The following is a 22719-nucleotide window of genomic DNA, read 5'->3' as shown; positions in this document are numbered from 1 at the left end:
CTGCCCGCTTGAAGGCTGGCCCGCGCCCCGCTAGTGCCCAATCCATGTCTGTAACCCGTGAAGAAGTGGCGAAGATCGCCGCGCTGGCGCGCATCAAGGTGGACGAGAGCGATCTCGACCGCATGGTGGGCGAATTCAACAATCTGCTCGCCTGGGTGGAACAGCTGGGCGAGGTCGACACCTCCGCTGTGCAGCCCATGACTGCCGTCATTCCGCAGGCGCTGCGGCTGCGTGACGATGTGGTCGATGCCGATCCGCTGACCGGCGGGAACAAGCGCGATGCCATCCTCGCCAATGCGCCCATGGCGCAGAACGGCTTTTTCGGCGTGCCCAAGGTGATCGAATAATGACCAATTTGACCGATCTTGGCGTGAAAGCCATCCGCGACGGCGTGGCCGCAGGCGATTTCACCGCGGTGGAAGTGGCCGAAGCCTTCAACGCCAATGTGGCCGAAGCGGCCAAGCTCAACGCCTTTATCGTCACCACGCCCGACCATGCGATCCGCGCCGCCGAAGCGGTCGATGCCGACCGTGCGGCAGGCAAGCCGCTGGGCAAGATGGCGGGCGTGCCCATCGGCATGAAGGACCTGTTCGCCACGCAGGGCGTGCAGACCACGGCGGCCAGCCACATCCTCGAAGGGTTCATCCCGCCTTATGAAAGCACCGTCAGCCAAAAGCTGTGGGATGCGGGCGCAGGGATGCTGGGCAAGCTGAACCTTGACCAGTTCGCGATGGGGTCGAGCAACGAGACCAGCTATTTCGGCAATGTCGTCTCGCCCTGGCGGCGCAAGGATGGCGGCAACGCCCCACTGGCACCCGGCGGTTCTTCGGGTGGTTCCAGCGCCGCGATTGCCGCGCGGCTGTGCCCGGCGGCCACCGGCACCGATACCGGCGGGTCGATCCGCCAGCCCGCCGCCTTTACCGGCATTTCGGGCATCAAGCCGACCTATGGCCGCTGCTCGCGCTGGGGCATTGTCGCCTTTGCCTCCAGCCTCGATCAGGCGGGGCCAATGGCGCGCAGCGTGGAAGATTGCGCGATCATGCTCGAAGCGATGGCCGGGTTCGATCCCAAGGATTCGACATCGCTGGATATGCCCGTGCCCGAATGGTCGGCGGGTCTCAATGCCGACCTGCGCGGCAAGACGGTGGGCATCCCGCGCGAATACCGGATGGAGGGCACCGATGCCGAAATCCTCAAAAGCTGGGACGATGGCATTGCCTGGCTGAAGGATGCCGGGGCCGAAGTGGTCGATATCAGCCTGCCGCACACCAAATATGCGCTGCCCGCCTATTATATCGTCGCGCCCGCAGAAGCCTCCAGCAACCTCGCCCGGTATGACGGGGTGCGTTACGGCCTGCGCGATCTGCCCGATGGCGCAGGCTTGCAGGATATGTATGCCGCCACCCGCGCCGCCGGTTTCGGGGACGAGGTGAAGCGCCGCATCCTGCTGGGCACCTATGTGCTCAGCGCCGGTTTCTACGATGCCTATTACACGCAGGCGATGAAGCTGCGCACGCTGATCCAGAACGACTTTGTCGAGGCGTTCAAGGTCTGCGACGTGATCCTGGCGCCCACCACGCCCACGGCAGCCTTTGCGCTGGGCGACAAGACGCAAGACCCGCTGGCGATGTATCTGAACGATGTGTTCTCGGTGCCCGCCAGCCTTGCCGGCCTGCCCGCGATGAGCGTGCCGTGCGGTCTCAACAAGGAGGGGTTGCCGCTCGGCCTCCAGATCATCGGCCCGGCTTTTGACGAGCAGGCGGTGCTCAATGCCGGTCTGGCGATTGAAAGCCGCGCCGGGTTCAGCGCGAAACCGGAGAAGTGGTGGTGACCCCCGAAGCCGGCTGGGTGCCGGACACCGCCCTGATCATCACCGGGGGGGCTGTTGTGCTGGCTGTGCCGGTCACATTTCTGGTGGCCCGATGGGTGGCGAAAAACGTCGATCATGGCGAGGCGCGCTTCGACACGCGCAACCGCGACGCGGCTGACGAGGACATGACGAAATGAGCAATTACCGCATTCAGGGCGCAACGGGCGAATGGGAGGTTGTGATCGGCCTGGAAGTCCACGCGCAGGTCACGTCCAAGGCCAAGCTGTTTTCGGGCGCGGCCACCGCCTTTGGCGCAGAGCCGAACGCGCAGGTTTCCCTGATCGATGCCGCGATGCCGGGTATGCTGCCCGTGCCCAACCGCGAATGCATCCGGCAGGCGGTGCGCACCGGCATGGCGATTGACGCGCAAATCAACGCGTGGAGCCGGTTCGACCGCAAGAACTATTTCTACGCCGATCTGCCGCAGGGCTACCAGATCAGCCAGCTTTATCACCCGCTGGTGGGCGAGGGGAAACTGCTGATCGAGGCGGACGAGAAGGCGGGCATTCCGCAAGACAAATGGATCGGCATCGAACGCATCCATGTGGAACAGGATGCGGGCAAGCTGATGCACGATCAGCACCCGACCATGTCTTATGTTGACCTCAACCGTGTGGGCGTGGCGCTGATGGAAATTGTCAGCCGCCCCGATATGCGCTCCCCGGCCGAAGCGGGCGCCTATGTGCGCAAGCTGCGGCAGATCCTGCGCTATGTCGGATCGTGCGACGGGAACATGGAGGAAGGCTCCATGCGTGCGGATGTGAACGTGTCGGTGCGCCGTCCGGGTGAGGAGTTTGGCACGCGGACCGAGACGAAGAACGTCAATTCTGTGCGCTTTGTCATGGCCGCCATCGAGTATGAGGCCAGCCGCCAGGTCGACTTGATCGAGCGCGGCGGCAAGGTGGTGCAGGAAACGCGCCTGTTCGACCCCGGCACCGGCACCACGCGGTCGATGCGGTCGAAAGAGGATGCGCACGATTACCGCTATTTCCCCGATCCCGACCTGCTGCCGCTGGAACTGGACGATGCCTTTCTGGCCGATTGCCGCGCCAGCTTGCCCGAACTGCCCGATGCCAAGCGTGCGCGCTATACCGGCGAACTGGGCCTGTCGGACTACAACGCCCGCGAATTGACGGCGGAGGTGGAGACTTTCGCCCGTTTCGAAACTCTGCTGGCGGCCACCGCCGCGGCGCTGGGCAAGCCGGATGCCAAGGTGGCGACGCAGGTCGCCAACTGGTCGCTCTCGGTCGCGCCGGGCGTGATGAAGGCGCTGGGCGAGGAGGCTGATCCCGCCAATGCCACCGCACAGGCGCAAGCCGCAATCCTGAAGATGCAGGACGCGGGCGAGATCAGCGGCGGTCAGGCCAAGGAAATCTTCGAGATCGTGCTGAAAACGGGGCGCGATCCGGCCGAGATTGCCGAGACCGAGGGCCTGAAGCAGACCAGCGACACCGGCGCGATTGAGGCGGCGGTTGACACGGTGCTGGCCGCCAATGCCGACAAGGTGGAACAGTACAAGGGCGGAAAGGAAGCGCTGTTCGGCTTCTTCGTGGGCCAGACGATGAAGGCGATGCAGGGCAAGGGCAACCCGCAGCTGGTCAACCAGGTGCTGAAGGCGAAGCTGGGCTAGCAGCTCCGCCTTCAGGTATTTCAGGCCGCGTTACTCGCTGGCATTCTGCGCCGTCACGAAGGCGGCGAAGCGCTGATCCCCATCGCGCGCCCAGATCACCGGGCCACCCGCATCGCGCAGCAGCACCGGCCCGTGAAAGCCGGCAACGGTGGCACTTTCGCGGCGGCGGTCCGTGGCGGCGGCATAGCCTGCACGGTCCAGCGCCAGAACCTGCGGCAGCACCTGCCCGACGCGGGCAAAGGCAGTGGTCAGCGCCGTGCGGGCAAGCGCGCCGTCATTCGCAGCCCAGCGCGCGACATTTTCCTCCTCGATAAAGGACGGGCGCGGCAAGCGGACAAGCGCGATCACCTGCTGCTTGTAGGAGGGCTCCAACGCATTCCGGCGGACAAGGGTGATATCGGCAATCACCTGCACCTGCGTGAAATCGGGCGACATCTGGTAGCGCCACAGCACTTGCGCGCGTTCTTCCGCATCGGGATAGGCGGCGGCAAAGTCGCGCTCCATCGCGGTGATGGTTTCGCCGGTCGCGCGCACCGCGGCATTGCTGTTGGCGGCAGGGCCGAACAGGCCGATGCCATAGGTGGTGGAGACGAGAACGCCGTTCGATCCGCCTGCCTGCACCTGCGGGATTTCCCCGTTCAGCAGGTCAAGCTGCACCGTGCCCAGCCACCCGGTCTGTTCCAGCGCGGCAAGCGTGGCGCTGCTGGCAAGGGGGGTGATGTCGAAACCATCGAGAGCAGCCACCAGCGGCGCAATCCAGCCTTCGGCCCGTTCCAGCGCGCTGTTCGCCAGCCGTTCGGGAATATCGTTATTGCCGTTGATGATGATCGCGCCCAGCGCGCCGCCGCCGCCTGCGGGGAAAGCGATGCGGCCCAGTTCAATGCTGCTGGCGATTCGCTGCTGCGGCAGGAACACCGCCACCGGGCGCGGCGATGCCATCTGGCGCGCTTCGGCGGGAACGAAAGGTTCGGGACGGGCAAGGGCAGGGGCGGGCTGCCATGCCAGCAGCACCGCCCCTCCCCACGCTGCTGCAACCAGCCGGCGGTTCACCTGCCGGCGCTTACTGGAAGCGCGCGGCATATTCGCCGAAATTGGCAAGGAAAGCCTGCCGCAAATCGGCATTGGTGGCGTCGCGGCCCTCCGGCGTTTCCGGCGGGAACTGCGACAACCCGTTGCCGCCGCGCCCGCGCACCATCTCGGCCTGAGTTACTCCGCCCCGGAAGTCCTTGAAGATGAAGCGGTTGTTGAGCGAGCGGCCATAGATCGCCCGCTTGGCATAAAGGTTCTGCGTCACGATCAATTCGGCATAACAGGCGGCCGTGCTTTCGGTCAGCCTTGTGCGCACTTCGGTGGTGACATCGCGGTCCGCGATCGGCGTTTCGTAGATCACCTGCGTTCCTGCCGGCAGTCCAACGGCCGAGGCCAGGTCAATCGTCTGGAACGCGGCAACCTGAAAGCGCGGCCCCAGCGCATCGCGCAGGTAATCGGCGTCAGAGACATTGCGGTCCTCGTTCGCGGCAGCATCGGCCACGGCGCCGATCACGCCCAGTCCGGACAGCCAGCCTGTGGTGACGGCCTGGCCTTCCACCGTGGGGAAAACGTGCAATTCGCAGGCAGCGCCGTCTTGCGCCTGGACAGGGGCGAGCGCCCCGGCAAGCAGCAGCGCTGCCATCCCGACAATTCCCGATTTCATAAAGGTAATCCTTTTGCGTTCCCAGAGTGACGAGACCACAAAAAGCCGCGCAATCGCGGTGTTTTACGACCCCCCATCTTTCTAGCTGGCAGAAATTGGCGAATTGACAAGCGGAATTGTGGAGGACGGGCGGCGCTCGGCCACAGGCCCGTCACGCCGCTTTCAGATCGCGCGCCCGGGCAGGTTCTGCCCCGCTGCCCCCGTCCTCGAAGCGCGCCACGCTTTGCCGCAGCGCGTTTGCCATGGCGGACAGCGCGTGCGCAGCCGCGCTGCTTTGCTCCACCATGGCGGCGTTCTGCTGGTGCGAGCTTTCGAGCCGCGAAATGGCGCCCGAAATATTCCCCACATCGTCCGCCGTCTTTTCCGAACGCTGCGCGATCTGGTCGATTTGCGCGTTTACCGCAGCAAAGTTTTCGACAATGCCGGACAGCACCGCGTCCATCTGCCCAACTTGCTCCGAACCCAGACGCACTTCCTCGCTCGATTGCGCGATCAGCCCCTTGATGGACGAGGCCGCCTCGGCCGAACGCTGCGCCAATTGCCGCACCTCATGCGCGACCACGGCAAAACCCTTGCCCGATTCGCCCGCGCGTGCGGCTTCCACACCGGCATTCAGCGCCAGCAGATTGGTCTGGAAGGCAAGGCCATCGATAATTTCGACAATGCTTTCGATCTTGCCGGAGGAGCTTTCGATCCGGTGCATCGCCGCAGTCACCCGGCCGATGGTGGTCAGGCCCTGATCGACATGATCCTTCATGCGCTGCGTCACGCCGCGCGCATCCTGGCACAGGCGCGAGGCTTCGCGCATATCGGTGTTGAGCTGGCCGGATGTGCGCGCGACCTGCTCCATGCTTTCGGCATCGGTTTCGATGCGGCGCGCCAGATCATCGGCCGCGCTGCGGATTTCCGATGCGCCCGTTACCACGCCCTGCACCGTTTGCAGCACCGTGCCGACCAGCACCTGCAATTCGCTCGCCGTGTCGTTCAACGTCGTGCGCAGGCCCTCGTAATCGGGCGGGAAGGCGTTTTCGATGCGATCCGACAGGCGGCCATCGGCCAGCGCTTTCAGGCGCGCGCCGACCTTGTCCAGCACTTCGCGCTGCTCTTGGCTCACCGCCTCGCGTTCGGCGCGGATAAGCGCGTCCTGCTCGGCATTCCGCCGCTTTTCCTCTGCCTGGCCAATGACAAAGGCTTCCAGCCGCGAACACAGCGCCACCAGCGCGCCCGCTTCCACCAGCACGACCACCGCGTGGAACAGCACGCGCGCCAGATTGGCGCCATCGGGAAAGACATAAAGCGGCGCGGCAAAGTTCAGCAGCAGATGGTGCAGGGCGGTCACCAGCGTGGCGACCACGATGGGTCGCCAATCGGCCAGCAGCGCGGCGATCGCCATGAAGGCGAAAAAGGTCATGTGCATATCGATCATCCAGCCGCTGCCCTTGGCCATGGCGGTGAACAGCGCGGCCATCACGGGCAGCGCCGCGCCCACCATGCAGCGCGCGGCCAAGCCGGCATTGCCGCTGATCGCCAGCCATGCGGGGCCGGATGCGACCAGCGCCAGCAGCACGGGCAGCAGCCATTCGCCCGCATAGACGGCGTAGCCAAGGCCCACCGCGCCGCAGCCCGCCGCGATCAGCGCGATGATGCGAAGGCCCTTGAAACGCAGATTGTCGAGATCGTTCATGACGCATACTCCGGGGTGCCGATGCCGATGCCGATGCCGATGCCGGTGCCGATGCCGGTGCTGGTGCTGGTGCTGGTGCAGATGCCGCCCTCCATGCCGATGGGCACAAAGCCGCTGCGCAAGGCGTCCAGCGCGCTGCTGCCCGCCGACAGATGCAGAATTGCCGCATCCCCTTGGCTTGAAAGCCCCAAAAAGGGTGCGGCATTGTCCTTCCCCCAGCCGATCGCATCGGCGGGGCTTTGGCCGCTGAGGGGATACAGCATGGCCGGCTGCCCGCCTGCGGGCAGGAATACCGCCGCCAGCAAGGCCACGGGAAGCAGCGCGCCCAGCCAGATAAGCGGGGCCATGGTGCGGAAAGGCGACAGCGAAGGGGACATGGAACCGGTTATCGCGCAAGCTGGTCAAGGTTTCTGTGCGCGCCCCTGCGGGCGATAGCGCAGGCGCGCGCTGTCGTTTCGTTAGGATTTGCCCCGTGCCCGACGCATCGGCACAGGTCTGGGCTTCCCGCCGCGCCTGCCGGTATCTATTGGGGGCGGCGTGAGCATCACCATTGTCCTTGTCCAGCCCGAAATCCCCGGCAATACCGGCGCGGTGGGGCGCACCTGCGTGGCGCTGGGGATGGAACTGGTGCTGATCCATCCGCTGGGCTTCACCATCACCGACAAGCGGGTCAAGCGATCGGGCCTAGATTACTGGCCGCACGTGCAGCTTGCCGAATATGCGAACTGGGAGGCCTTTCTGGCCGACCGCGCCCCGCGCGAGGAGCAGTTGTTCCTGTTTGAGGAGTTTGGTTCGACCAGCTTTTACGAACCCGATTACCCGGACGATGCGATTCTTGTTTTCGGGCGGGAGACCAAGGGAATCCCGCCCGACATCCTTGCGCGCCATCCGGGGCGGTTGTTCCATCTGCCGATGCGGTCGGATGTGATCCGCTCGCTCAACCTTGCCAACACGGTCAGCGCGGCGGCATATCAGGCCTTGCGCGGAAAGATTTAGGGCGCGGAAAGATTTAGGGCGCGGAAAGCTTCAGGGCGCGGACAAGTTCTAGCGCAGCAGCAGAAACCCCGCCTCCCCGCCTGCGGCAAGGTTGGCGGGCGCGACCCAGCCGCCTTTCAGCCGGAACGCGGCCAGCACGGCGGCGGCGATCAACGGCACCCAGAACGGCGCGTCCGCCAGCGTCGCGCCCTTGAGGGAGCGGAGCTTGGGCGCCGGATGCCTGATCGGGCGTCCGTATCGGCCCGATGGCCTGCGGACAGGGAAATCGCGCAGGGCCCATCAAACCCGTTTTCTGTTACAGCTCCTCCGCCGCCAGATATTCCACCGCCATGCCCAGCGTTTCCAACTGCGGATCGATCACGCGCCGGTCGCCCACCACCACGATCGCCATGTCGCGCGGGTGGAGATAGGCGCTGGCAGCGGCGTTGATCGCATCGGCATCAATGCTGCGGTAGATATCGGGCAGACGTTCCTGATAATCGTCCGGGCGGCCCAGCAACTGGTTGCCCAGCAGCGCATCGAGCACCTGCCCATTGGTTTCAAAGCGGTTGGGAAGACCGCGAATATTGCCATCGGTCACGCGCTGCAATTCGGTTGCGTCAACCGGACGGGAAGCGGGGAAGGCTTCCATCTGGTCAAGGATCACGCGGATCGAATCGGCTGTCCGGTCGGCCTGCACCGCTGTGGAGACGACCAGCGCCTGCGGCCCCACGCGCGCGGGCAGGCTGGAACGCACGCCATATGTCCAGCCGCGCGTTTCACGCAAGTCGTTGTTGAGGCGCGACAGGAAGCCGTTGCCCATCACCTCGTTCGCCAGTTCCAGCGCTTCCTTGCCCTGATCGGTGCCTTTCAGCGGCAGGACGCGGCCCAGCATCAGCACCGATTGCGGCGAGCCCGGCCGGTCGATCACCACCAGCCGCGTAGCGGCAGGCGGCACGGGTGCGTCAATCACCTTGGCCGGCGGGGGGCTGGCAGGAGCTTGCCATTGGCCAAAGGCGCTTTCCAGTTGCGGCAGCAGATCGGCCATCGAGATATCGCCCACCACGGTGAAGCGTGCGAGATCGGGCCGCACCCAGGCGGCGTGCTCGGCGCGCAGATCGTCGGGCGTCAGCCGTGCGATCACATCGGCCCGGCCAATGGTGGAGGCGAGCGCATAGGGGTTGTCCGCGCCGAACAGCAGCGGCCCCATGGCCCGGCTTGCCAGCGCGCCCGGCTGGGTGCGCTCCTCCTCGATTTCGGCCAGGCGCTGGGTCTGCACGCGGCCAAAGCTGTCAGCAGCAAAGGAGGGGTTCAGCGTGATATCGGCCATCAGCCCCAGCGATTGCGGCAGGTTGAGGGTGAGCGAGGATAGCGTGACCGTGGTCGCATCCACGCCCGCCGATGCGGTGACCGATGCAGCCAGCTCCTCCTGCTCGATCAGGATGTCGAAGGTGTCGCGGCTGGTCGTGCCTTCGGCCAGCATATCCACCATCAATTCGTGCCGCCCCGCGTGCTGTGTGCCGTCCACGACACTGCCCGCATCCAGCACCAGCGCCACGGTGACGGTGGGCACCGCTTCGCGCCGCACCAGCGTCACCGGCACGCCGTTGGACAGCACGGCGCGCTCAGCCTGCGGGAAATCGAGCGCGGGCACATCGCCCGGCTGCGGCAGATCGCGCGCGGGGCCGGATCGCGCCGCCACCACGCCGCCGCCCGCATCGGGCGCGGGCGGGGGGAAATTGGCCTCGTCCCCGTATCCGCCCATCAGCGCGCCATCCAGCGTGCGTGGGCCGGGGACGATGGTGAGCGTGTAGGCGGGGCGCGTCAGCCAGCGCTGCAGCGCGGCACGCACGTCATCGGGGGTGGCGGTGGCCACGCGTTCCAGTTCGCGCTTGTAGAAGGCCGGATCGCCCGAATAGAGCAGCCCTTCGGCCAGCACCATGCCCTTGCCGCCAAAGCCGCCCACCCGTTCGAGCGAGCCAAGCTGCCCGGCGATGACCTGCGTGGCCGCGCGGCGCAGTTCGTCCGCGCTTGGCCCTTCGGCAATCAGACGCGCAATTTCGGCATCGAACAGCGCGGTTGCTGTGTCCCGATCACCGCCCGGCACAAGATCGAACTGGGTGGACAGAAATCCGATCTGCTCATGCGCCTGGAACCCGGCCATCACGCTGGTCGCCACTTCGGCATCGTAAACCATCGCATTGTCGAGACGGCTGGTGAGCAGGCCGCCCAGCACATACATCCCCAGATACAGCGGCACGGCATCGGGATCGTTCAGGCCCGGCCCGGTCCAGTGGCGCGTCACGCGGATCTGGCTGACCTGATCGGTCATTTCCTCAAACACCGGGGCGGGCAGATCGACCGGCCCGGCGGCCACGCTCGCCACATCGGGGCCGCGGGCAATATCGCCAAACCAGCGTTCCACCATTGGCCGCGCGGTTGCGGCGTCGATATCGCCCGCCAGCGCCAGCACCACATTGTTGGGGCCGTAATTGTCGCGGAACCAGTTTTGCACATCTTCCAGACTGGCGGCGGAAAGGTCGGCCATCGAACCGATGGTGGAATGGCGATAGGGATGGCCCACGGGCAGCAGCACTTCGGTCACGCGGTAATCGACCAGGCCGAAAGGCTGGTTATCGCCCTGCCGCTTCTCGTTCTGCACCACGCCGCGTTGCTGATCCAGCCGCTCCTGCGACACCGCGCCGAGCAGATAGCCCATGCGGTCGGCTTCCATCATCAGCGCCAGATCGAGCGCCCCGGTGGGCACGGTTTCCACATAATTGGTGCGGTCATACCAGGTGGAGCCGTTGGTGGGGGTGGAGCCTGCGCTTTCGAGCGGAATGTCGAAATTCGCCACATTCTCGCTGCCGGTGAACATGATGTGTTCAAACAGATGGGCAAAGCCGGTGCGCCCGCGCGGTTCGTGCTTGGACCCGACGCGGTAATAGACCGTCACCCCCACGATCGGCGCCTTGCGATCGGTATGGACGATGGTGGTGAGGCCGTTGTCCAGCGTGAAGGTTTCGTAGGGAATGTCGAGCTGCGCGACCAGCGCCGCAAGGTCGAGCGGCAGCGCTTCGGACGTGGGGGCCGTCTGCGCCAAAGCGGGATGCAGCGGCGTCGCCACGGCCAGCGCGGTGGAAGCAAGGGCGGTGATGAGGAGATGCGGTTTCATCTGTATCCACTAGCACGGGGGAAGGGGCTGTCCAGCGCCGGAATCGGTCATTCGGCAAGAGGCCTGTTTGACGCACATCATGGCGGCCTGTTCGACAAACCGCCATTCTTCATCGGCCAGCGTTGGCGGCGGCGGGGCTTGCATCCGGGGTCGCGCCACCGATCTAGAAAGGCGAGGTGGATTCCGGCTGGCACTTGTGTTGCGGAAATGCAACACTATCTGGTACGGGAATGGATTAGGAAGGGGCTTACCCATGAACCTTGAGAAGTTTACCGACCGCGCAAAGGGCTTTCTGCAAGCCGCGCAAACCGTTGCCATCCGCATGAACCACCAGCGGATCACGCCCGATCACATCCTGAAGGCGCTGCTGGAGGATAGCGAGGGCATGGCTGCCGGGTTGATTGCCCGCGCGGGCGGCGATGCGCGGCTGGCCGTGGCGCAGGTGGATGCCGCGCTGGGCAAGATTGCTGCCGTTTCGGGATCGGGCGCTCAGGCGACGCCGGGGCTCGATAACGATGCGGTGCGCGTGCTCGATTCGGCGGAACAACTCGCCACCAAGGCGGGCGATGCCTATGTCACCGTGGAACGGCTGCTGACCGCGCTGGCGCTGGCCACCACCACCGGGGCGGGCAAGGCACTGGCGGCGGCAGGCGTGACCGCGCAGGCGCTCAACGCCGCGATCGAGGCCCTGCGCAAGGGCAAGAGCGCCGACAGCGCCAATGCCGAGGCGACCTATGACGCGATGAAGAAATTCGCCCGCGACCTGACGCAGGCGGCGCGCGATGGCAAGCTCGACCCGGTTATCGGGCGTGACGAGGAAATCCGCCGCACGATCCAGATCCTTGCCCGCCGCACCAAGAACAACCCCGTCCTGATCGGCGAACCCGGCACCGGCAAGACGGCGATTGCCGAGGGGCTGGCGCTGCGCATCGCCAATGGCGATGTGCCCGACAGCCTGAAAGATCGCACGCTGATGAGCCTTGATCTGGGCGCGATGATCGCGGGCGCGAAATACCGCGGCGAGTTCGAGGAACGGCTGAAGTCCGTGCTCGACGAGGTGAAGAGCGCCGAAGGGCAGATCATCCTGTTCATTGACGAGATGCACACGCTGATCGGCGCGGGCGCGTCCGAAGGCAGCATGGATGCGGGCAATCTCTTGAAGCCCGCCCTTGCGCGCGGCGAGTTGCACTGCATCGGCGCGACCACGCTCGATGAATACCAGAAATATGTCGAAAAGGACGCCGCGCTCCAGCGCCGCTTCCAGCCGGTGTTCGTGACTGAACCCAGCGTGGAGGATACGATTTCGATCCTGCGCGGGCTGAAGGAGAAATACGAACTGCACCACGGCGTGCGCATCACCGATGGCGCGATCGTGGCGGCGGCGCAATTGTCCAACCGCTACATCTCCGACCGCTTCCTGCCCGACAAGGCGATCGACCTGATGGACGAGGCCGCCAGCCGCATCCGCATGGAAGTGGAAAGCAAGCCGGAGGAGATCGAGAATCTCGACCGGCGCATCATCCAGCTCAAGATCGAGGAATCGGCGCTGGCGAAGGAGAGCGATGCCGCGAGCAAGGATCGGCTCACCACCCTGCGCGGTGAACTCGCCAACCTCGAACAGCAGAGCGCTGAACTCACCACACGCTGGCAGAACGAGCGCGACAAGATCCACGCCGAAGCGCGCATCAAGGAAGACCTCGACCGCGCCCGGATCGAGCTGGAACAGGCGCAACGCAATGGCGACCTCGCCCGCGCGGGTGAGCTGTCCTATGGCACCATTCCCGCGCTGGAAAAGCAGCTTGCCGATGCGCAGGCGCAAAGCGAAAACGCGCTGCTGCGCGAGGAAGTGACCGAGGATGACATCGCCAGTGTCGTGTCCCGCTGGACCGGCATCCCGGTGGACAAGATGATGGCGGGCGAGCGCGAGAAGCTGCTCCGCATGGAAGAAGCCATCGGCGCGCGGGTGATCGGCCAGCAGGCCGCGGTGGAGGCCGTTTCCAAGGCCGTGCGCCGCGCGCGGGCGGGACTGAAGGATCCTCAGCGTCCGCTGGGTTCCTTCCTGTTCCTCGGCCCCACGGGCGTGGGCAAGACCGAGTTGACCAAGGCGCTCGCCGAATTCCTGTTCGACGATGACAGCGCCATGGTGCGCATCGACATGAGCGAATTCATGGAAAAGCATTCGGTCGCCCGGCTGATCGGCGCGCCTCCGGGCTATGTCGGTTATGATGAAGGCGGGGTTCTGACCGAAGCCGTGCGCCGCCGCCCCTATCAGGTGGTGCTGTTCGACGAGGTGGAGAAAGCGCACGGCGATGTGTTCAACGTGCTGCTCCAGGTGCTCGACGATGGCCGCCTGACCGACGGGCAGGGCCGCGTGGTGGATTTTTCCAACACGCTCATCATCCTCACCAGCAATCTGGGCAGCCAGTATCTGGCGGGCCTGGCCGATGGGCAGGATGTGGCGGAAGTGGAACCGCAGGTGATGGACGTGGTGCGCGCCCATTTCCGCCCCGAATTCCTCAACCGGCTGGACGAGATCATCCTGTTCCACCGGCTTGGGCAGGAGCATATGGCGCCGATCGTCACCATTCAGGTCGGCCGGGTGCAGAAGCTGCTGAAAGATCGCAAGATCACGCTCGACCTCACCGAAGGCGCGCTCGCGTGGCTGGGCCGGGTGGGTTACGACCCGGTCTATGGCGCGCGGCCATTGAAGCGCGCAGTGCAACGTTATGTGCAGGATCCGCTGGCCGAGATGATTCTGGCGGGCGAAGTCCCCGACGGCTCAACGGTGCATATCGACGAAGGCGACGGCGCGCTGAAGATGACGGTGGGCTAAGCAAGGGCAGGGCCGGGCAGCGATGTCCGGCCCGCCTGCTATTCGTAGCCCAGAAGCTTGCGCAGCCCCGGCGCGGCATAGGCGATCAGTTCCTTGTGCTCATCGCTCAGTTCGTCGGGAATGGTGATCTTCACATCGCGCAGGTTCTCGCGCGCGGTGCCGCTCTGCTTGCGGTCCGACCCGATCTTTACCCGCTCGCGCCAGTCATCGGGAAGGCCGGGAAGGCCGGCCAGTTCCATCAGCTTGAGGAAGAAGGCCTCACCCGCAGGCGTGTCCACATTCTTCACCGCGTGCACCAGGTCTTCGTATTTCACCCAGGTCGATTGCGGCCCGCGCCAGGCAACCGCGGTGAGGTTGAACATATCGCGCATCGGAAGCGCCTGCTGGTGGATGCCGAAGATCATCAGATTGATGAGATGTTCGGCCGACATACCGGATTGCTTGATGACGGTGGAATTGTCGCCGAACTGGTCGGACACATAGAAGCGCGCCCGCGCCAGCACCCAGCTGTGCGGATCGCGCACAAGGATGATCTTGCGCGCATGGGCGGTGTGCGCGGCCGAAGTGTCGGTGAACATCAGATGGCCCCAGCTCAGTTGCGGGCGACGCGGGTCGAAAGCAGCAATATGTTCGCGCAGATTGCCCCACTGGATGAAGTGCTTCCCGTAATGATCCTGCAACGGCACGAACATCCGCATGATGTTCTTGAGCAGATGCGAGCCGGATTTGGGCACCGAATTGAGAAAGATCGACTGCCGCAGCCGGGGGCTGGCAAACTTCACGGTTTCCTGGTCGAGCGTATCGGCCTTGAGCCGGATCGGGGTGCGCTGCTGCGCCATAGGGCCAACTTTCGGTTGTCGCTTTTGGGGTTGAGGACAGCGGATAAACCAAGGGCGGCGGGTTTGTCACCCGCCGCCCCGGTTATTTCAGCTTCTGCCGACTGGATCAGTAGCGGAAGTTGAGGTTCACGAACGCCCGGCGGCCGAGCAGGTCATACTGCGAATACAGCAGGCCCTGGCCCAGACTGCGCGTGCCGTCGCCACCGATCTGGGTGGTGCGCGGCGGGCGATTGTTGGTCACGTTCGACATACCCGCCGTGATGCGGAAATTGTCGTTGATTTCGCGGCTGACCGACAGGCTGTGATAGAACTGCGCCTGGGTGCGCAGGTTCACACACACGGTGCCGAGCGAGCGGTAGGTCGGGCACAGCGTGCCGTTCTGGTCGATGAAGTCTTCTTCGTCATTGGTCTTGCCGATCACATCGAGGCCATAGAAGAAGTTCCACGGACCGGTTTCGAGGTTGAGGAAGAAGTCGCCAACCCACACCGGATCGCCCGCTTCGCCGTTATTGTCTTCAAACAGGCCGCTGAACAGAGCCACGCGGTCACGCGTCTGCCAGGTCATCTGCGCCTGGAAGGTCAGCGTGGTGTCGCCGGAGAAGTCGTGAACGATACGGGTCGTCACGTCCACGCCGCGGTTCTGCTGGCTGTTGATGTTGAAGAACTTGTCGAAGATGACCGCCACGTTGTTCCGGTTGCCGCCGGTTGCGTTGTACTGGGCAGCTTCCGGCGGAGCGGTGCCGTTGTCGAAGTCGTTGAAGCGGAAGAACGACTGGCACAGCGGATCGGTCGGGAAGAAGTCCGAAGCGTAGCACTGGGCCATCACGTTGCGGGCACCGAGCTGCGCGATTTCCCCGTTCACTTCGATGTTGAAGTAATCAACCGCGATGTTGAACGTGGTGTCGGGCAGGAAGGCGAAGCGCGGGGTGAAGATCGCCGAAGCCGTCCACGCCTTCGAGGTTTCCGGCTCCAGCACGCCGATGCCGCCACCCGAAACGACGGCGGTCGAAACGCCCGCACCGGTGTGATTGGCCGGCACGCCGTCGGCCGCGCAGTTATCGGCAAAGCGCTGGCTGATATTGCCCTGCGCCAGGTTCAGGCCCCACTGGATGCAGGGGTCTGCGTTACGCTGCGAGGTGAAGCCCGTCTGGTCGGCCAGGAATTGTTCGAACAGGGCAGGCGCGCGGTAGGAAGTGCCGTAGGTGCCGCGGAAACGCAGCCAGTCGTTCACTTCCCAGTCGAGGCCCAGCTTGTACGTCCAGTTGCCGTTGGTGGTGTCCGAGAAACCGTCCGAGGCGCGGGTCGCCTTCACATTGGTGACGCGGGCGGCACCGGTGAAGTCGAGGCGCTGGATGAAGGGCACATCGGCCAGCAGCGGAATGTTGATTTCGCCGAAGGCTTCGGTCGTGACCGATTGGCCCGCGGTGATGCCGGCGCCGCCGAAATTGAAGCCGTTATCGGCCTGACGGATCGGGCCGGGCACGTCGTTGATCTTGTCTTCGCGGATCGTGCCGCCCAGGGCGACGCCCACGGTGCCGGCCCACAGGTCGATCAGATCGCCGCTGACGATACCTTCGGCATACATCTGGGTGTAAGTGGTCTTGCCCACATCCCAGTCGAACAGGAAGTTGTATTCCTCCTCGGTGAAATCGCCGTAATTGAAGCGCGGGCTGAACCAGTCCACGATCACGTTCTGGCGACCGCTGATCGGGGTCACGCCACCGGGGCAACGGCTGGCGCTGTAGCCCTTCAGGCCGCTGCGGAAGTTGGCGCAGGCGATCGCGTCCTTCAGCGCGGTCTGGTTGGCGTATTCGCCTTCCGAACGCGAATACTGGCCATAGATGTCATAGGACCAGCGCGAGCTCAGATCGCCGCGGAAACCGGCAACCGCCCGCCAATAGTCGACATCGACCGAGCTATCCACGTGCGGGTTGAACGGCGTCGGGCTGAACACGGCCGGGCCACGCCAGCCAGCTGCATAGGGGTCGAACGCAAAGCCGTCGAAGGGATCGTCAAAGTCAAGCCCGTCGTCGTTGTAATCGTAGTAATAGTCGTAGATTTCGCCCAGGCCGAACTGGTAAATCTGGCCCGACGCGTTCACGAAGTTGTCGCGCTTGTTGTACAGCAGTTCGGTATAGAACTCGATACCACCGGTCAGCTCGTAAGCGGCGTCGATATACAGCGTGTACAGATTGGTCTGCGGGATGACCGTGTCATTGTCCATCAGCGGGTGATAGTAATTGGTCACCGAGGTGGAGGCGCGGTCGTAAGCAACCGGGAACCAGCCATCGGGGATGCCGATCTGGCCGATCTGCGTGCGCGGGCCCGCCGCAGGGATGTATGCGCCCAGATTGTCATTGCCGTAGCTGTATTGGAACAGCGTGGCCGCGCCGGTGCCGGCGCTGCCCGGAATGTTGGAACCGCCGGGCGTGCCGAAATCGGCGAGGGGGCCGCCTTCGTTATCCATGTAGGTGTAGTCATACGTCCACACATGGCCCCAGGTGTTGCCGCTGTCCGACGCTTCGCAGGCGAAGCGGCCGGTGCGCGGGTCGATCAGGTCGGCGCGGGTGGTGTAGGTTTCGTCGGTGAAGACGTAGTTTTCGCCGCAACCCAGATAATCGCGGTCGCCGCGGGCCAGTTCGTTGCGGCGCGAATAGCTGCCCGAAACCATGATGTGACCGCGGCTGAAAGTCTTGCCCCAGGTGGCAGCAGCCGACCACTGCTCGCCGCCAGTTTCAAAGGGAACCGAGCCGAAGAAGTCGAATTCAACGCCGTCGGTGTCGCGCTTGGTGATCAGGTTGACCACGCCTGCAACCGCATCCGAACCGTAGATCGAGGATGCGCCATCCTTCAGCAGGTCGACCTGACCCACGATGGATTGCGGCAGAACGTTGAGGTCGAACGAGGACACGCCCCCGCGCGTACCCGACGGGCCGGCACGGCGACCGTTGAGCAGCACCAGCGTACGCTCGGCACCCAGGCCGCGCAGCGAGATCGTTTCCGCGCCCGTGCCGCCATTGGTGAGGAAGTTGGACGAAAGGGCCGCGGTGATCTGGTCCGAACCGGCGGCGATGGGCGAGCCCTGCACCATGTTGGCGGTGCTGTTCAGGCCCTGGCGCGCGGCGATGCCCGGATCGATCACGGTCAGCGGCGCGGGCGAGCTGAACTCGTCGCGGCGGATGCGCGAACCGGTCACGAAGATGGTGTCGCCGGTCGAAACTGCCGGAGCAGCTTCCTCTTCCTCGGCCGGGGCGGGGGCGGCTTCCTGCGCCATTGCCGGCTGGGCCAGCAGGGCAACGGACAAGGCGATCGGTGCGCTGGCACCCTTCAAAGCGGTTCGAAACTTCACAGGTTAGTCCCCATTTTTCAGCCGGCAACCGGCATGGTTTTTCGTTTGGTCTGCACGAATCCGGCACAGGCCGGCGGGCGGACGAAAATAGCAATGCGCTGAGTGTGGACTGCGGGAAGGCGAAACTGGTTTCAATTCCAATTATACTTTCCTGCCCGATTTGTTGCAGTCCTGTTGCAGTTTCACCACATCGGGGTTTCCAACAGGTGAAGATCGGGCCGGCCGCGTGTTCATCGCGCTCTTGACCGTCACCGGTGGGCCATTAGGAGCCTGTTCTGCCGGCGTGGATACTGTGGCGCAGCCGCAACGCAGCGCGCCAGCAGCACGGGCCGCGCGGCACAGGTTTCGGGGAGAAAGCCAGATGAAGATCGATTCCAGCATTGCCGCCGTCGTAACCGGCGGGGCATCCGGGCTTGGCGAGGCGAGCGCGCGGGCGCTGGCGGCGAAGGGCGCGAAGGTCGCCCTGTTCGATCTCAACGCCGAACGCGGCGAGGCGGTGGCGGCCGAGATTGGCGGCACATTCTGCCGGGTTGACGTGTCGGACGAGGAATCGCTCGATGCCGGCTTTGCCAAGGCACGCGCCGCGCACGGGCAGGAGCGCGTGCTGGTGTGCTGCGCCGGCATCGGCACGATCGGCAAGACGGTGCGCCGCGACAAGGAAACCGGCGCGCCCGTGCCGATGGAATCGGCGCTGTTCCTGAAAACGCTCAAGGTCAATCTGCTGGGCACGTTCCAATGCGTTGCCAAATCGGCCGCAGGCATGATGACGCTGGACGGGCTGGAAGATGGCGAACGCGGCGCGATGGTCTGCACCGCCAGCGTGGCGGCGGTGGACGGGCAGATCGGGCAGGTCGCCTATTCCGCGTCGAAGGGCGGGGTCGTGGGCATGACATTGCCTATTGCGCGCGATTTCATGTCCGAAGGCATCCGGATCAACACGATCCTGCCGGGCATTTTCAACACGCCCTTGCTGGCGGGCCTGCCGCAGAATGTGCAGGATGTGCTGGCCGCATCGGTGCCCTTCCCCAAACGTCTGGGCAAGCCGGAAGAATATGCCAACCTTGTGATGACGATGGTCGAAAACGGCTATTTCAACGGTGAATGCGTGCGGCTGGACGGCGGCATCCGTATGCCGCCGCGCTGACAGGCGTAAGGAGCAGTCATGGCGGATAGCTGGCATATCGGGGTGATCGGCGGGTCGGGCCTGCACGATCCCGGCACGCTGGACGAGGCGCAGGTGATTCCGGTCGCCAGCGCCTTTGGCGAACCTTCCGGCCCGGTGGTGACCGGCTGGCTGGGCACGGTGCGCGTGACTTTCCTTGCCCGTCACGGTGCGGGTCATCGCCTGTCGCCCTCCCATGTCAATTACCGCGCCAATATCGATGTGCTCAAACGCTGCGGCGTGACCGATGTGCTGGCGATTTCGGCGGTGGGTTCACTCTCGCAAGACATCGGGCCGGGCAGTTTTGTCGCGGTGGACCAGTTCATCGATCGCACGGCGGGCGTGCGGGCGCGCAGTTTCTTTGGCGATGGGGTGGTTGCGCACGTGCCCATGGCTGATCCGGTGTGCCCGCGCCTGTCCGCGCTGGCGGCGGATGCGGCCGAGGGGGCGGGCGCGACGGTGCATCGCGGCGGCACCTATCTGGCGATCGAGGGGCCGCAATTCTCGACCCGCGCCGAAAGCCTGCTTTACCGGCAATGGGGCGCGCAGGTGATCGGCATGACGGCAATGCCCGAAGCGCGTCTGGCGCGCGAGGCGGAGCTGCCTTACGCGCTGCTGGCCATGGTCACGGATTACGATTGCTGGCGCGAAGCGGAGGCAGGCGTCGATATGTCCGCCATCCTGAAGGTGATGCAGGCCAATGCAGGCCTTGCCCGCCAGACCTTGGCCGCGCTGGCGCAGGCGTTGCCGCCCGATCGCGCGGCCAGCCCGATCGACACTGTGCTCGATCATGCGCTGGCCACGCCGCGCAGCCATTGGGATGCGGCGGCCAGCGCGCGGCTCGATGCGGTGGCGGGGCGCCTGCTGAAAATTGCCCCTTAACGGTGCGCTGCGCAATAAGCTTGCGTGAAAGGCTTGCAATACGCAGCCTGCTGGAACATGGATAGTTGCCTATGCAACCGACAACACCTCTTTCCCGGTTTCTGCCCTACCAGCTTTCGATCACCTCCAACGCGGTGAGTGGGCGCATCGCGCAGGAATACCGCCAGCGCTTTGGCCTCAGCGTGCCCGAATGGCGCGTGATGGCGGTGCTGGGAGATTCCGGCCCGCTGACCCAGCGCGACCTGACGCAGCGCACGCTGATGGACAAGGTGGCGGTGAACCGCGCCTGCAAGGTTCTGGAGGAACGCGGCCTTGCCGCCCGCACGCCCAATGCGCAGGACGGCCGCTCGCACCATCTGGGCCTGACCCAAGCGGGTCGGGAGATGCACGGCCAGATCATGCCGCTGGCCGTGGAAATGGAAAGCCGCGTGTTCGCCAGCCTGACGGCAGAGGAGATGGCGCAGTTCCGCACCCTGCTGCACAAGGTGCGCGAACAGGTGGGGGATCTGGATACCGACGGGATCGACAGCGGCAATATCGGCTGATCCAGGCTGAAGGATGATACGAAAAGGCCCCGCCGGTTGTGCCCGGTGGGGCCTTTTGTTTGGCATTGTGATCGCCTGCCTCAGTTCTCGGAAAAGGCGTCCGAGATCGAACAGGCCGCCGGGCCGAGAATCACCACGAACAGCACCGGCAGGATGAACAGGATCAGCGGCACGGTCATGATCGCGGGCAGGCGCGCGGCCTTTTCCTCGGCGCGCATCATGCGTTCGTTGCGGAATTCGGCCGACAGCACGCGCAGCGCCGAGGCAAGAGGCGTGCCGTAGCGCTCGGTCTGCACCATGGTGGTAACCACGCCGCGCACCGCGTCCAGATCGACGCGGTAGGCAAGGTTCTCGAACGCCTGGCGCCGTTCGGTCAGGAAAGACAGTTCAATCGCGGTCAGCGCGAATTCGTCGCCCAGTTCCGGATAGGCGCGGCCCAGTTCGCGCGCCACGCGGTTGAAGGCAGCGTCCACCGTCAGGCCGGCTTCGGCACAGATCACCAGCAGGTCGAGCGCATCGGGCAAGCCTTTCTGGATCGCCTGCGTGCGCTTGGTGGAGAGGTTCTTGATGTAAAGGTCGGGCGCCTTGTATCCCAGCACGGTCATGCCGGCAAAGCCCATGAAGCGCTTGAGCGAGCCCCAATCGGGGAACATATCGCTCCAGTAGAAGATCAGCACGCCCAGCAGGCCCAGCACTGCGGGCAGCACCATGCGCCCGAACAGCACGAACACCGCCAGTTCCTTGTTGCGGATGCCCGCCTGCGCCAGCTTCTGCTGGATCTGTTTGACCTGGCTTTCCTGAAGAACCTTCATGTTCTCCAGCGCGTTCTTCATCCGGTCGGTCGTTTCAGAGCGGCGGACAAGGCTCTGCCGCTTTTTCGACTTGCCGGTGATCATGCCCGTCTTCAGCTCCGCCCGGCGGGCGTTGAGCGATTTGACCCGCTTGGCCATCGGGTCTTTCACCGTGACCGCGGCATAGATTGCCAGGAACACGGCTGCGGCGGCGATCCCGGCCAGGATCGTGCCGACCAGCATCACGTCGACGCCGAGAAGGGTGGGGCCGGGAGGAGAGGTTATCATTGTCGTGGTGTCCTTCCCGCGATCAGATTTCGAAGCTGACCATCTTGGCCATGATGAATCCGCCAATGCTCATCCAGACAAGCCCGCCAAGGCCCGCCACGATCAGCCGGTCGTCCTCGAAAAAGCCGCTGAGGTAGCCAGGATTGACCCAGTAAACCATGGTGAACACGATGAAGGGCAGCGAGCCGACGATATAGGCCGAAGCCTTGGATTCCGAGCTCATTGCGCGGATCTTCAGCTTCATCTGCGCGCGCTTGCGCAGCACATCGGCCAGGTTGGACAGCGTTTCAGCCAGATTGCCGCCCGTCTCGCGCTGGATGGCAAGGGTGATGACGAAGAACTGGAATTCCGCCGTGCCCAGCTTGTTCGCGGTTTCCTGAAGCGCTTCTTCCATCGTGCGGCCGATCTTGATGCGTTCGGTCACCGCGCGGAATTCTTCGCCCACGGGGCCGGGGATTTCGGCCGATACCACGCCCAGTGTCTCACCCACGGGCAGGCCGGATCTGAGGCCGCGGACAAGCAGTTCGATGGCATCGGGGAACTTGGCGTTGAAGGCATTGGTGCGCTTGTTGATGAGGTATCCCACCACCATGTGCGGCAGGCCCGCGCCCACCAGCAAGCCCACGATCAGGGACAGCGGCAGCGCGCCGGTTTGCAGGAAAAGCAGCGCGGTCACCGCCAGCGCCAGCCCACCCGAACCGTAGAGATACTGGTTGAGCGTCCAATTGGTGCCGGTGCGGTCAAGGCGCAGCATCAGGGCGGCAATGCGCGAATCCGCGCCCGCCTTGGTGAAATTCTTGGGCTTGCGTGCCGCAATCGCCTTCTTCAGTTGCGATTCCACACGGTCCTTGGTGCTTTCCGAATGGCGATAGCGCACCGCTTCCAGCCGGCGCTGGCCCTCCTTGCTTACCGAGGGGCCGGCCACGAGCAGATACAGGATGAGCATCAGGCTGGTCAGCCCGCCAGCGATAATCAGAAGCTGGATGATTTCCATGGTCTGCCC

General features: G+C 64.6%; 19 protein-coding genes. 9 read left to right on the top strand and 10 right to left on the bottom strand.

The features are described 5' to 3' along the window. The first annotated feature begins 44 nt into the window (after positions 1-44). The 4 genes from gatC to gatB are packed head-to-tail and all read left to right on the top strand — an operon-like array spanning position 45 to position 3500. The gene (gene gatC / locus WFP44_RS15095; protein WP_336927479.1) at positions 45-347 is read left to right on the top strand and encodes an Asp-tRNA(Asn)/Glu-tRNA(Gln) amidotransferase subunit GatC; all 303 of its coding nucleotides are present in this window, start codon (positions 45-47) and stop codon (positions 345-347) included. Beyond that, the gene (gene gatA, locus WFP44_RS15090) at positions 347-1831 is read left to right on the top strand and encodes an Asp-tRNA(Asn)/Glu-tRNA(Gln) amidotransferase subunit GatA (protein WP_336927478.1); all 1485 of its coding nucleotides are present in this window, start codon (positions 347-349) and stop codon (positions 1829-1831) included. Before gatC ends, gatA begins: the two co-directional genes overlap by 1 nt. Next, a complete protein-coding gene (locus tag WFP44_RS15085; RefSeq protein ID WP_336927477.1) occupies positions 1828-2007 on the top strand; it encodes a glutamyl-tRNA amidotransferase in 180 nt (59 codons plus the stop codon). The genes gatA and WFP44_RS15085 overlap by 4 nt, the downstream gene beginning before the upstream one ends. Further along, positions 2004-3500 carry an Asp-tRNA(Asn)/Glu-tRNA(Gln) amidotransferase subunit GatB gene (gatB, locus tag WFP44_RS15080; protein ID WP_336927475.1) on the top strand — a complete coding sequence of 499 codons (1497 nt, stop codon included), beginning with the start codon at positions 2004-2006 and terminating at the stop codon, positions 3498-3500. The genes WFP44_RS15085 and gatB overlap by 4 nt, the downstream gene beginning before the upstream one ends. A gap of 30 nt (positions 3501-3530) precedes the next feature. Here gatB and WFP44_RS15075 read toward each other — a convergent pair whose 3' ends face one another. The 4 genes from WFP44_RS15075 to WFP44_RS15060 all read right to left on the bottom strand — a co-directional run bounded on the left by WFP44_RS15075 (position 3531) and on the right by WFP44_RS15060 (position 7254). Further along, the gene (locus WFP44_RS15075) at positions 3531-4580 is read right to left on the bottom strand and encodes a hypothetical protein (protein ID WP_336927474.1); all 1050 of its coding nucleotides are present in this window, start codon (positions 4578-4580) and stop codon (positions 3531-3533) included. Next, the gene (locus WFP44_RS15070; protein WP_336927473.1) at positions 4561-5193 is read right to left on the bottom strand and encodes a hypothetical protein; all 633 of its coding nucleotides are present in this window, start codon (positions 5191-5193) and stop codon (positions 4561-4563) included. Before WFP44_RS15070 ends, WFP44_RS15075 begins: the two co-directional genes overlap by 20 nt. Before the next feature lie 151 nt (positions 5194-5344). After that, a complete protein-coding gene (locus WFP44_RS15065) occupies positions 5345-6877 on the bottom strand; it encodes a methyl-accepting chemotaxis protein (RefSeq protein ID WP_336927472.1) in 1533 nt (510 codons plus the stop codon). Next, a complete protein-coding gene (locus tag WFP44_RS15060; protein ID WP_336927470.1) occupies positions 6874-7254 on the bottom strand; it encodes a hypothetical protein in 381 nt (126 codons plus the stop codon). Before WFP44_RS15060 ends, WFP44_RS15065 begins: the two co-directional genes overlap by 4 nt. Before the next feature lie 160 nt (positions 7255-7414). On the opposite strand from WFP44_RS15060, the gene WFP44_RS15055 reads away from it, so the two are divergent. Continuing rightward, positions 7415-7873 carry a tRNA (cytidine(34)-2'-O)-methyltransferase gene (locus WFP44_RS15055; protein ID WP_336927468.1) on the top strand — a complete coding sequence of 153 codons (459 nt, stop codon included), beginning with the start codon at positions 7415-7417 and terminating at the stop codon, positions 7871-7873. Between the two features lie 295 nt (positions 7874-8168). Here WFP44_RS15055 and WFP44_RS15050 read toward each other — a convergent pair whose 3' ends face one another. Beyond that, on the bottom strand, positions 8169-11027 hold the full coding sequence (locus WFP44_RS15050) for a M16 family metallopeptidase (RefSeq protein ID WP_336927466.1): 2859 nt from the start codon (positions 11025-11027) through the stop codon (positions 8169-8171). 253 nt (positions 11028-11280) lie between these two features. Here WFP44_RS15050 and clpB point away from each other — a divergent pair, with 253 nt between their 5' ends. Next, on the top strand, positions 11281-13860 hold the full coding sequence (gene clpB / locus WFP44_RS15045) for an ATP-dependent chaperone ClpB (RefSeq protein WP_336927465.1): 2580 nt from the start codon (positions 11281-11283) through the stop codon (positions 13858-13860). Positions 13861-13898: 38 nt separating this feature from the next. Here clpB and WFP44_RS15040 read toward each other — a convergent pair whose 3' ends face one another. The 3 genes from WFP44_RS15040 to WFP44_RS15030 form a co-directional block, all read right to left on the bottom strand. Further along, a complete protein-coding gene (locus WFP44_RS15040) occupies positions 13899-14699 on the bottom strand; it encodes a hypothetical protein (RefSeq protein WP_336927464.1) in 801 nt (266 codons plus the stop codon). A gap of 106 nt (positions 14700-14805) precedes the next feature. Beyond that, entirely contained in the window at positions 14806-18048 is a 3243-nt protein-coding gene (locus tag WFP44_RS15035) for a TonB-dependent receptor domain-containing protein (RefSeq protein ID WP_336927463.1), read from the bottom strand. Positions 18049-18189: 141 nt separating this feature from the next. Then, positions 18190-18429, bottom strand: a complete 240-nt coding sequence (locus WFP44_RS15030; protein WP_336927461.1) for a hypothetical protein — start codon at positions 18427-18429, stop codon at positions 18190-18192. Here WFP44_RS15030 and WFP44_RS15025 point away from each other — a divergent pair. The 3 genes from WFP44_RS15025 (at position 18410) to WFP44_RS15015 (ending at position 20637) form a co-directional block, all read left to right on the top strand. After that, positions 18410-19192 carry an SDR family oxidoreductase gene (locus WFP44_RS15025; protein ID WP_336927459.1) on the top strand — a complete coding sequence of 261 codons (783 nt, stop codon included), beginning with the start codon at positions 18410-18412 and terminating at the stop codon, positions 19190-19192. The two genes, WFP44_RS15030 and WFP44_RS15025, sit on opposite strands and share 20 nt — an antisense overlap. Before the next feature lie 18 nt (positions 19193-19210). After that, a complete protein-coding gene (gene mtnP, locus WFP44_RS15020; RefSeq protein ID WP_336927458.1) occupies positions 19211-20092 on the top strand; it encodes an S-methyl-5'-thioadenosine phosphorylase in 882 nt (293 codons plus the stop codon). Between the two features lie 71 nt (positions 20093-20163). Then, positions 20164-20637 carry a MarR family winged helix-turn-helix transcriptional regulator gene (locus WFP44_RS15015; protein WP_336927455.1) on the top strand — a complete coding sequence of 158 codons (474 nt, stop codon included), beginning with the start codon at positions 20164-20166 and terminating at the stop codon, positions 20635-20637. An 80-nt stretch (positions 20638-20717) separates the two neighbouring features. Here WFP44_RS15015 and WFP44_RS15010 read toward each other — a convergent pair whose 3' ends face one another. After that, entirely contained in the window at positions 20718-21716 is a 999-nt protein-coding gene (locus WFP44_RS15010) for a type II secretion system F family protein (protein WP_336927453.1), read from the bottom strand. Positions 21717-21738: 22 nt separating this feature from the next. Then, complete coding sequence (locus WFP44_RS15005; RefSeq protein WP_336927452.1) at positions 21739-22710, bottom strand: type II secretion system F family protein; 972 nt, start codon at positions 22708-22710, stop codon at positions 21739-21741. Positions 22711-22719: the final 9 nt, after the last annotated feature.

The sequence above is a fragment of the Alteraurantiacibacter palmitatis genome (genome assembly GCF_037154115.1).
Classification (GTDB): Bacteria; Pseudomonadota; Alphaproteobacteria; order Sphingomonadales; family Sphingomonadaceae; genus Alteraurantiacibacter; species Alteraurantiacibacter palmitatis.
The sequence above is the reverse complement of the archived record's forward strand: the minus strand, read 5'-3'. Positions and strand labels throughout refer to the sequence as shown.

Bases quoted from the DNA above. Each gene is read 5' to 3' on its own strand.
- gatC (WP_336927479.1), top strand. From the start codon at position 45: ATGTCTGTAACCCGTGAAGAAGTGGCGAAGATCGCCGCGCTGGCGCGC.
- gatA (WP_336927478.1), top strand. From the start codon at position 347: ATGACCAATTTGACCGATCTTGGCGTGAAAGCCATCCGCGACGGCGTG.
- gatB (WP_336927475.1), top strand. From the start codon at position 2,004: ATGAGCAATTACCGCATTCAGGGCGCAACGGGCGAATGGGAGGTTGTG.
- WFP44_RS15075 (WP_336927474.1), bottom strand. From the start codon at position 4,580: ATGCCGCGCGCTTCCAGTAAGCGCCGGCAGGTGAACCGCCGGCTGGTT.
- WFP44_RS15070 (WP_336927473.1), bottom strand. From the start codon at position 5,193: ATGAAATCGGGAATTGTCGGGATGGCAGCGCTGCTGCTTGCCGGGGCG.
- WFP44_RS15065 (WP_336927472.1), bottom strand. From the start codon at position 6,877: ATGAACGATCTCGACAATCTGCGTTTCAAGGGCCTTCGCATCATCGCG.
- WFP44_RS15060 (WP_336927470.1), bottom strand. From the start codon at position 7,254: ATGTCCCCTTCGCTGTCGCCTTTCCGCACCATGGCCCCGCTTATCTGG.
- WFP44_RS15050 (WP_336927466.1), bottom strand. From the start codon at position 11,027: ATGAAACCGCATCTCCTCATCACCGCCCTTGCTTCCACCGCGCTGGCC.
- clpB (WP_336927465.1), top strand. From the start codon at position 11,281: ATGAACCTTGAGAAGTTTACCGACCGCGCAAAGGGCTTTCTGCAAGCC.
- WFP44_RS15040 (WP_336927464.1), bottom strand. From the start codon at position 14,699: ATGGCGCAGCAGCGCACCCCGATCCGGCTCAAGGCCGATACGCTCGAC.
- WFP44_RS15025 (WP_336927459.1), top strand. From the start codon at position 18,410: ATGAAGATCGATTCCAGCATTGCCGCCGTCGTAACCGGCGGGGCATCC.
- WFP44_RS15030 (WP_336927461.1), bottom strand. From the start codon at position 18,429: ATGCTGGAATCGATCTTCATCTGGCTTTCTCCCCGAAACCTGTGCCGC.
- mtnP (WP_336927458.1), top strand. From the start codon at position 19,211: ATGGCGGATAGCTGGCATATCGGGGTGATCGGCGGGTCGGGCCTGCAC.
- WFP44_RS15015 (WP_336927455.1), top strand. From the start codon at position 20,164: ATGCAACCGACAACACCTCTTTCCCGGTTTCTGCCCTACCAGCTTTCG.
- WFP44_RS15010 (WP_336927453.1), bottom strand. From the start codon at position 21,716: ATGATAACCTCTCCTCCCGGCCCCACCCTTCTCGGCGTCGACGTGATG.
- WFP44_RS15005 (WP_336927452.1), bottom strand. From the start codon at position 22,710: ATGGAAATCATCCAGCTTCTGATTATCGCTGGCGGGCTGACCAGCCTG.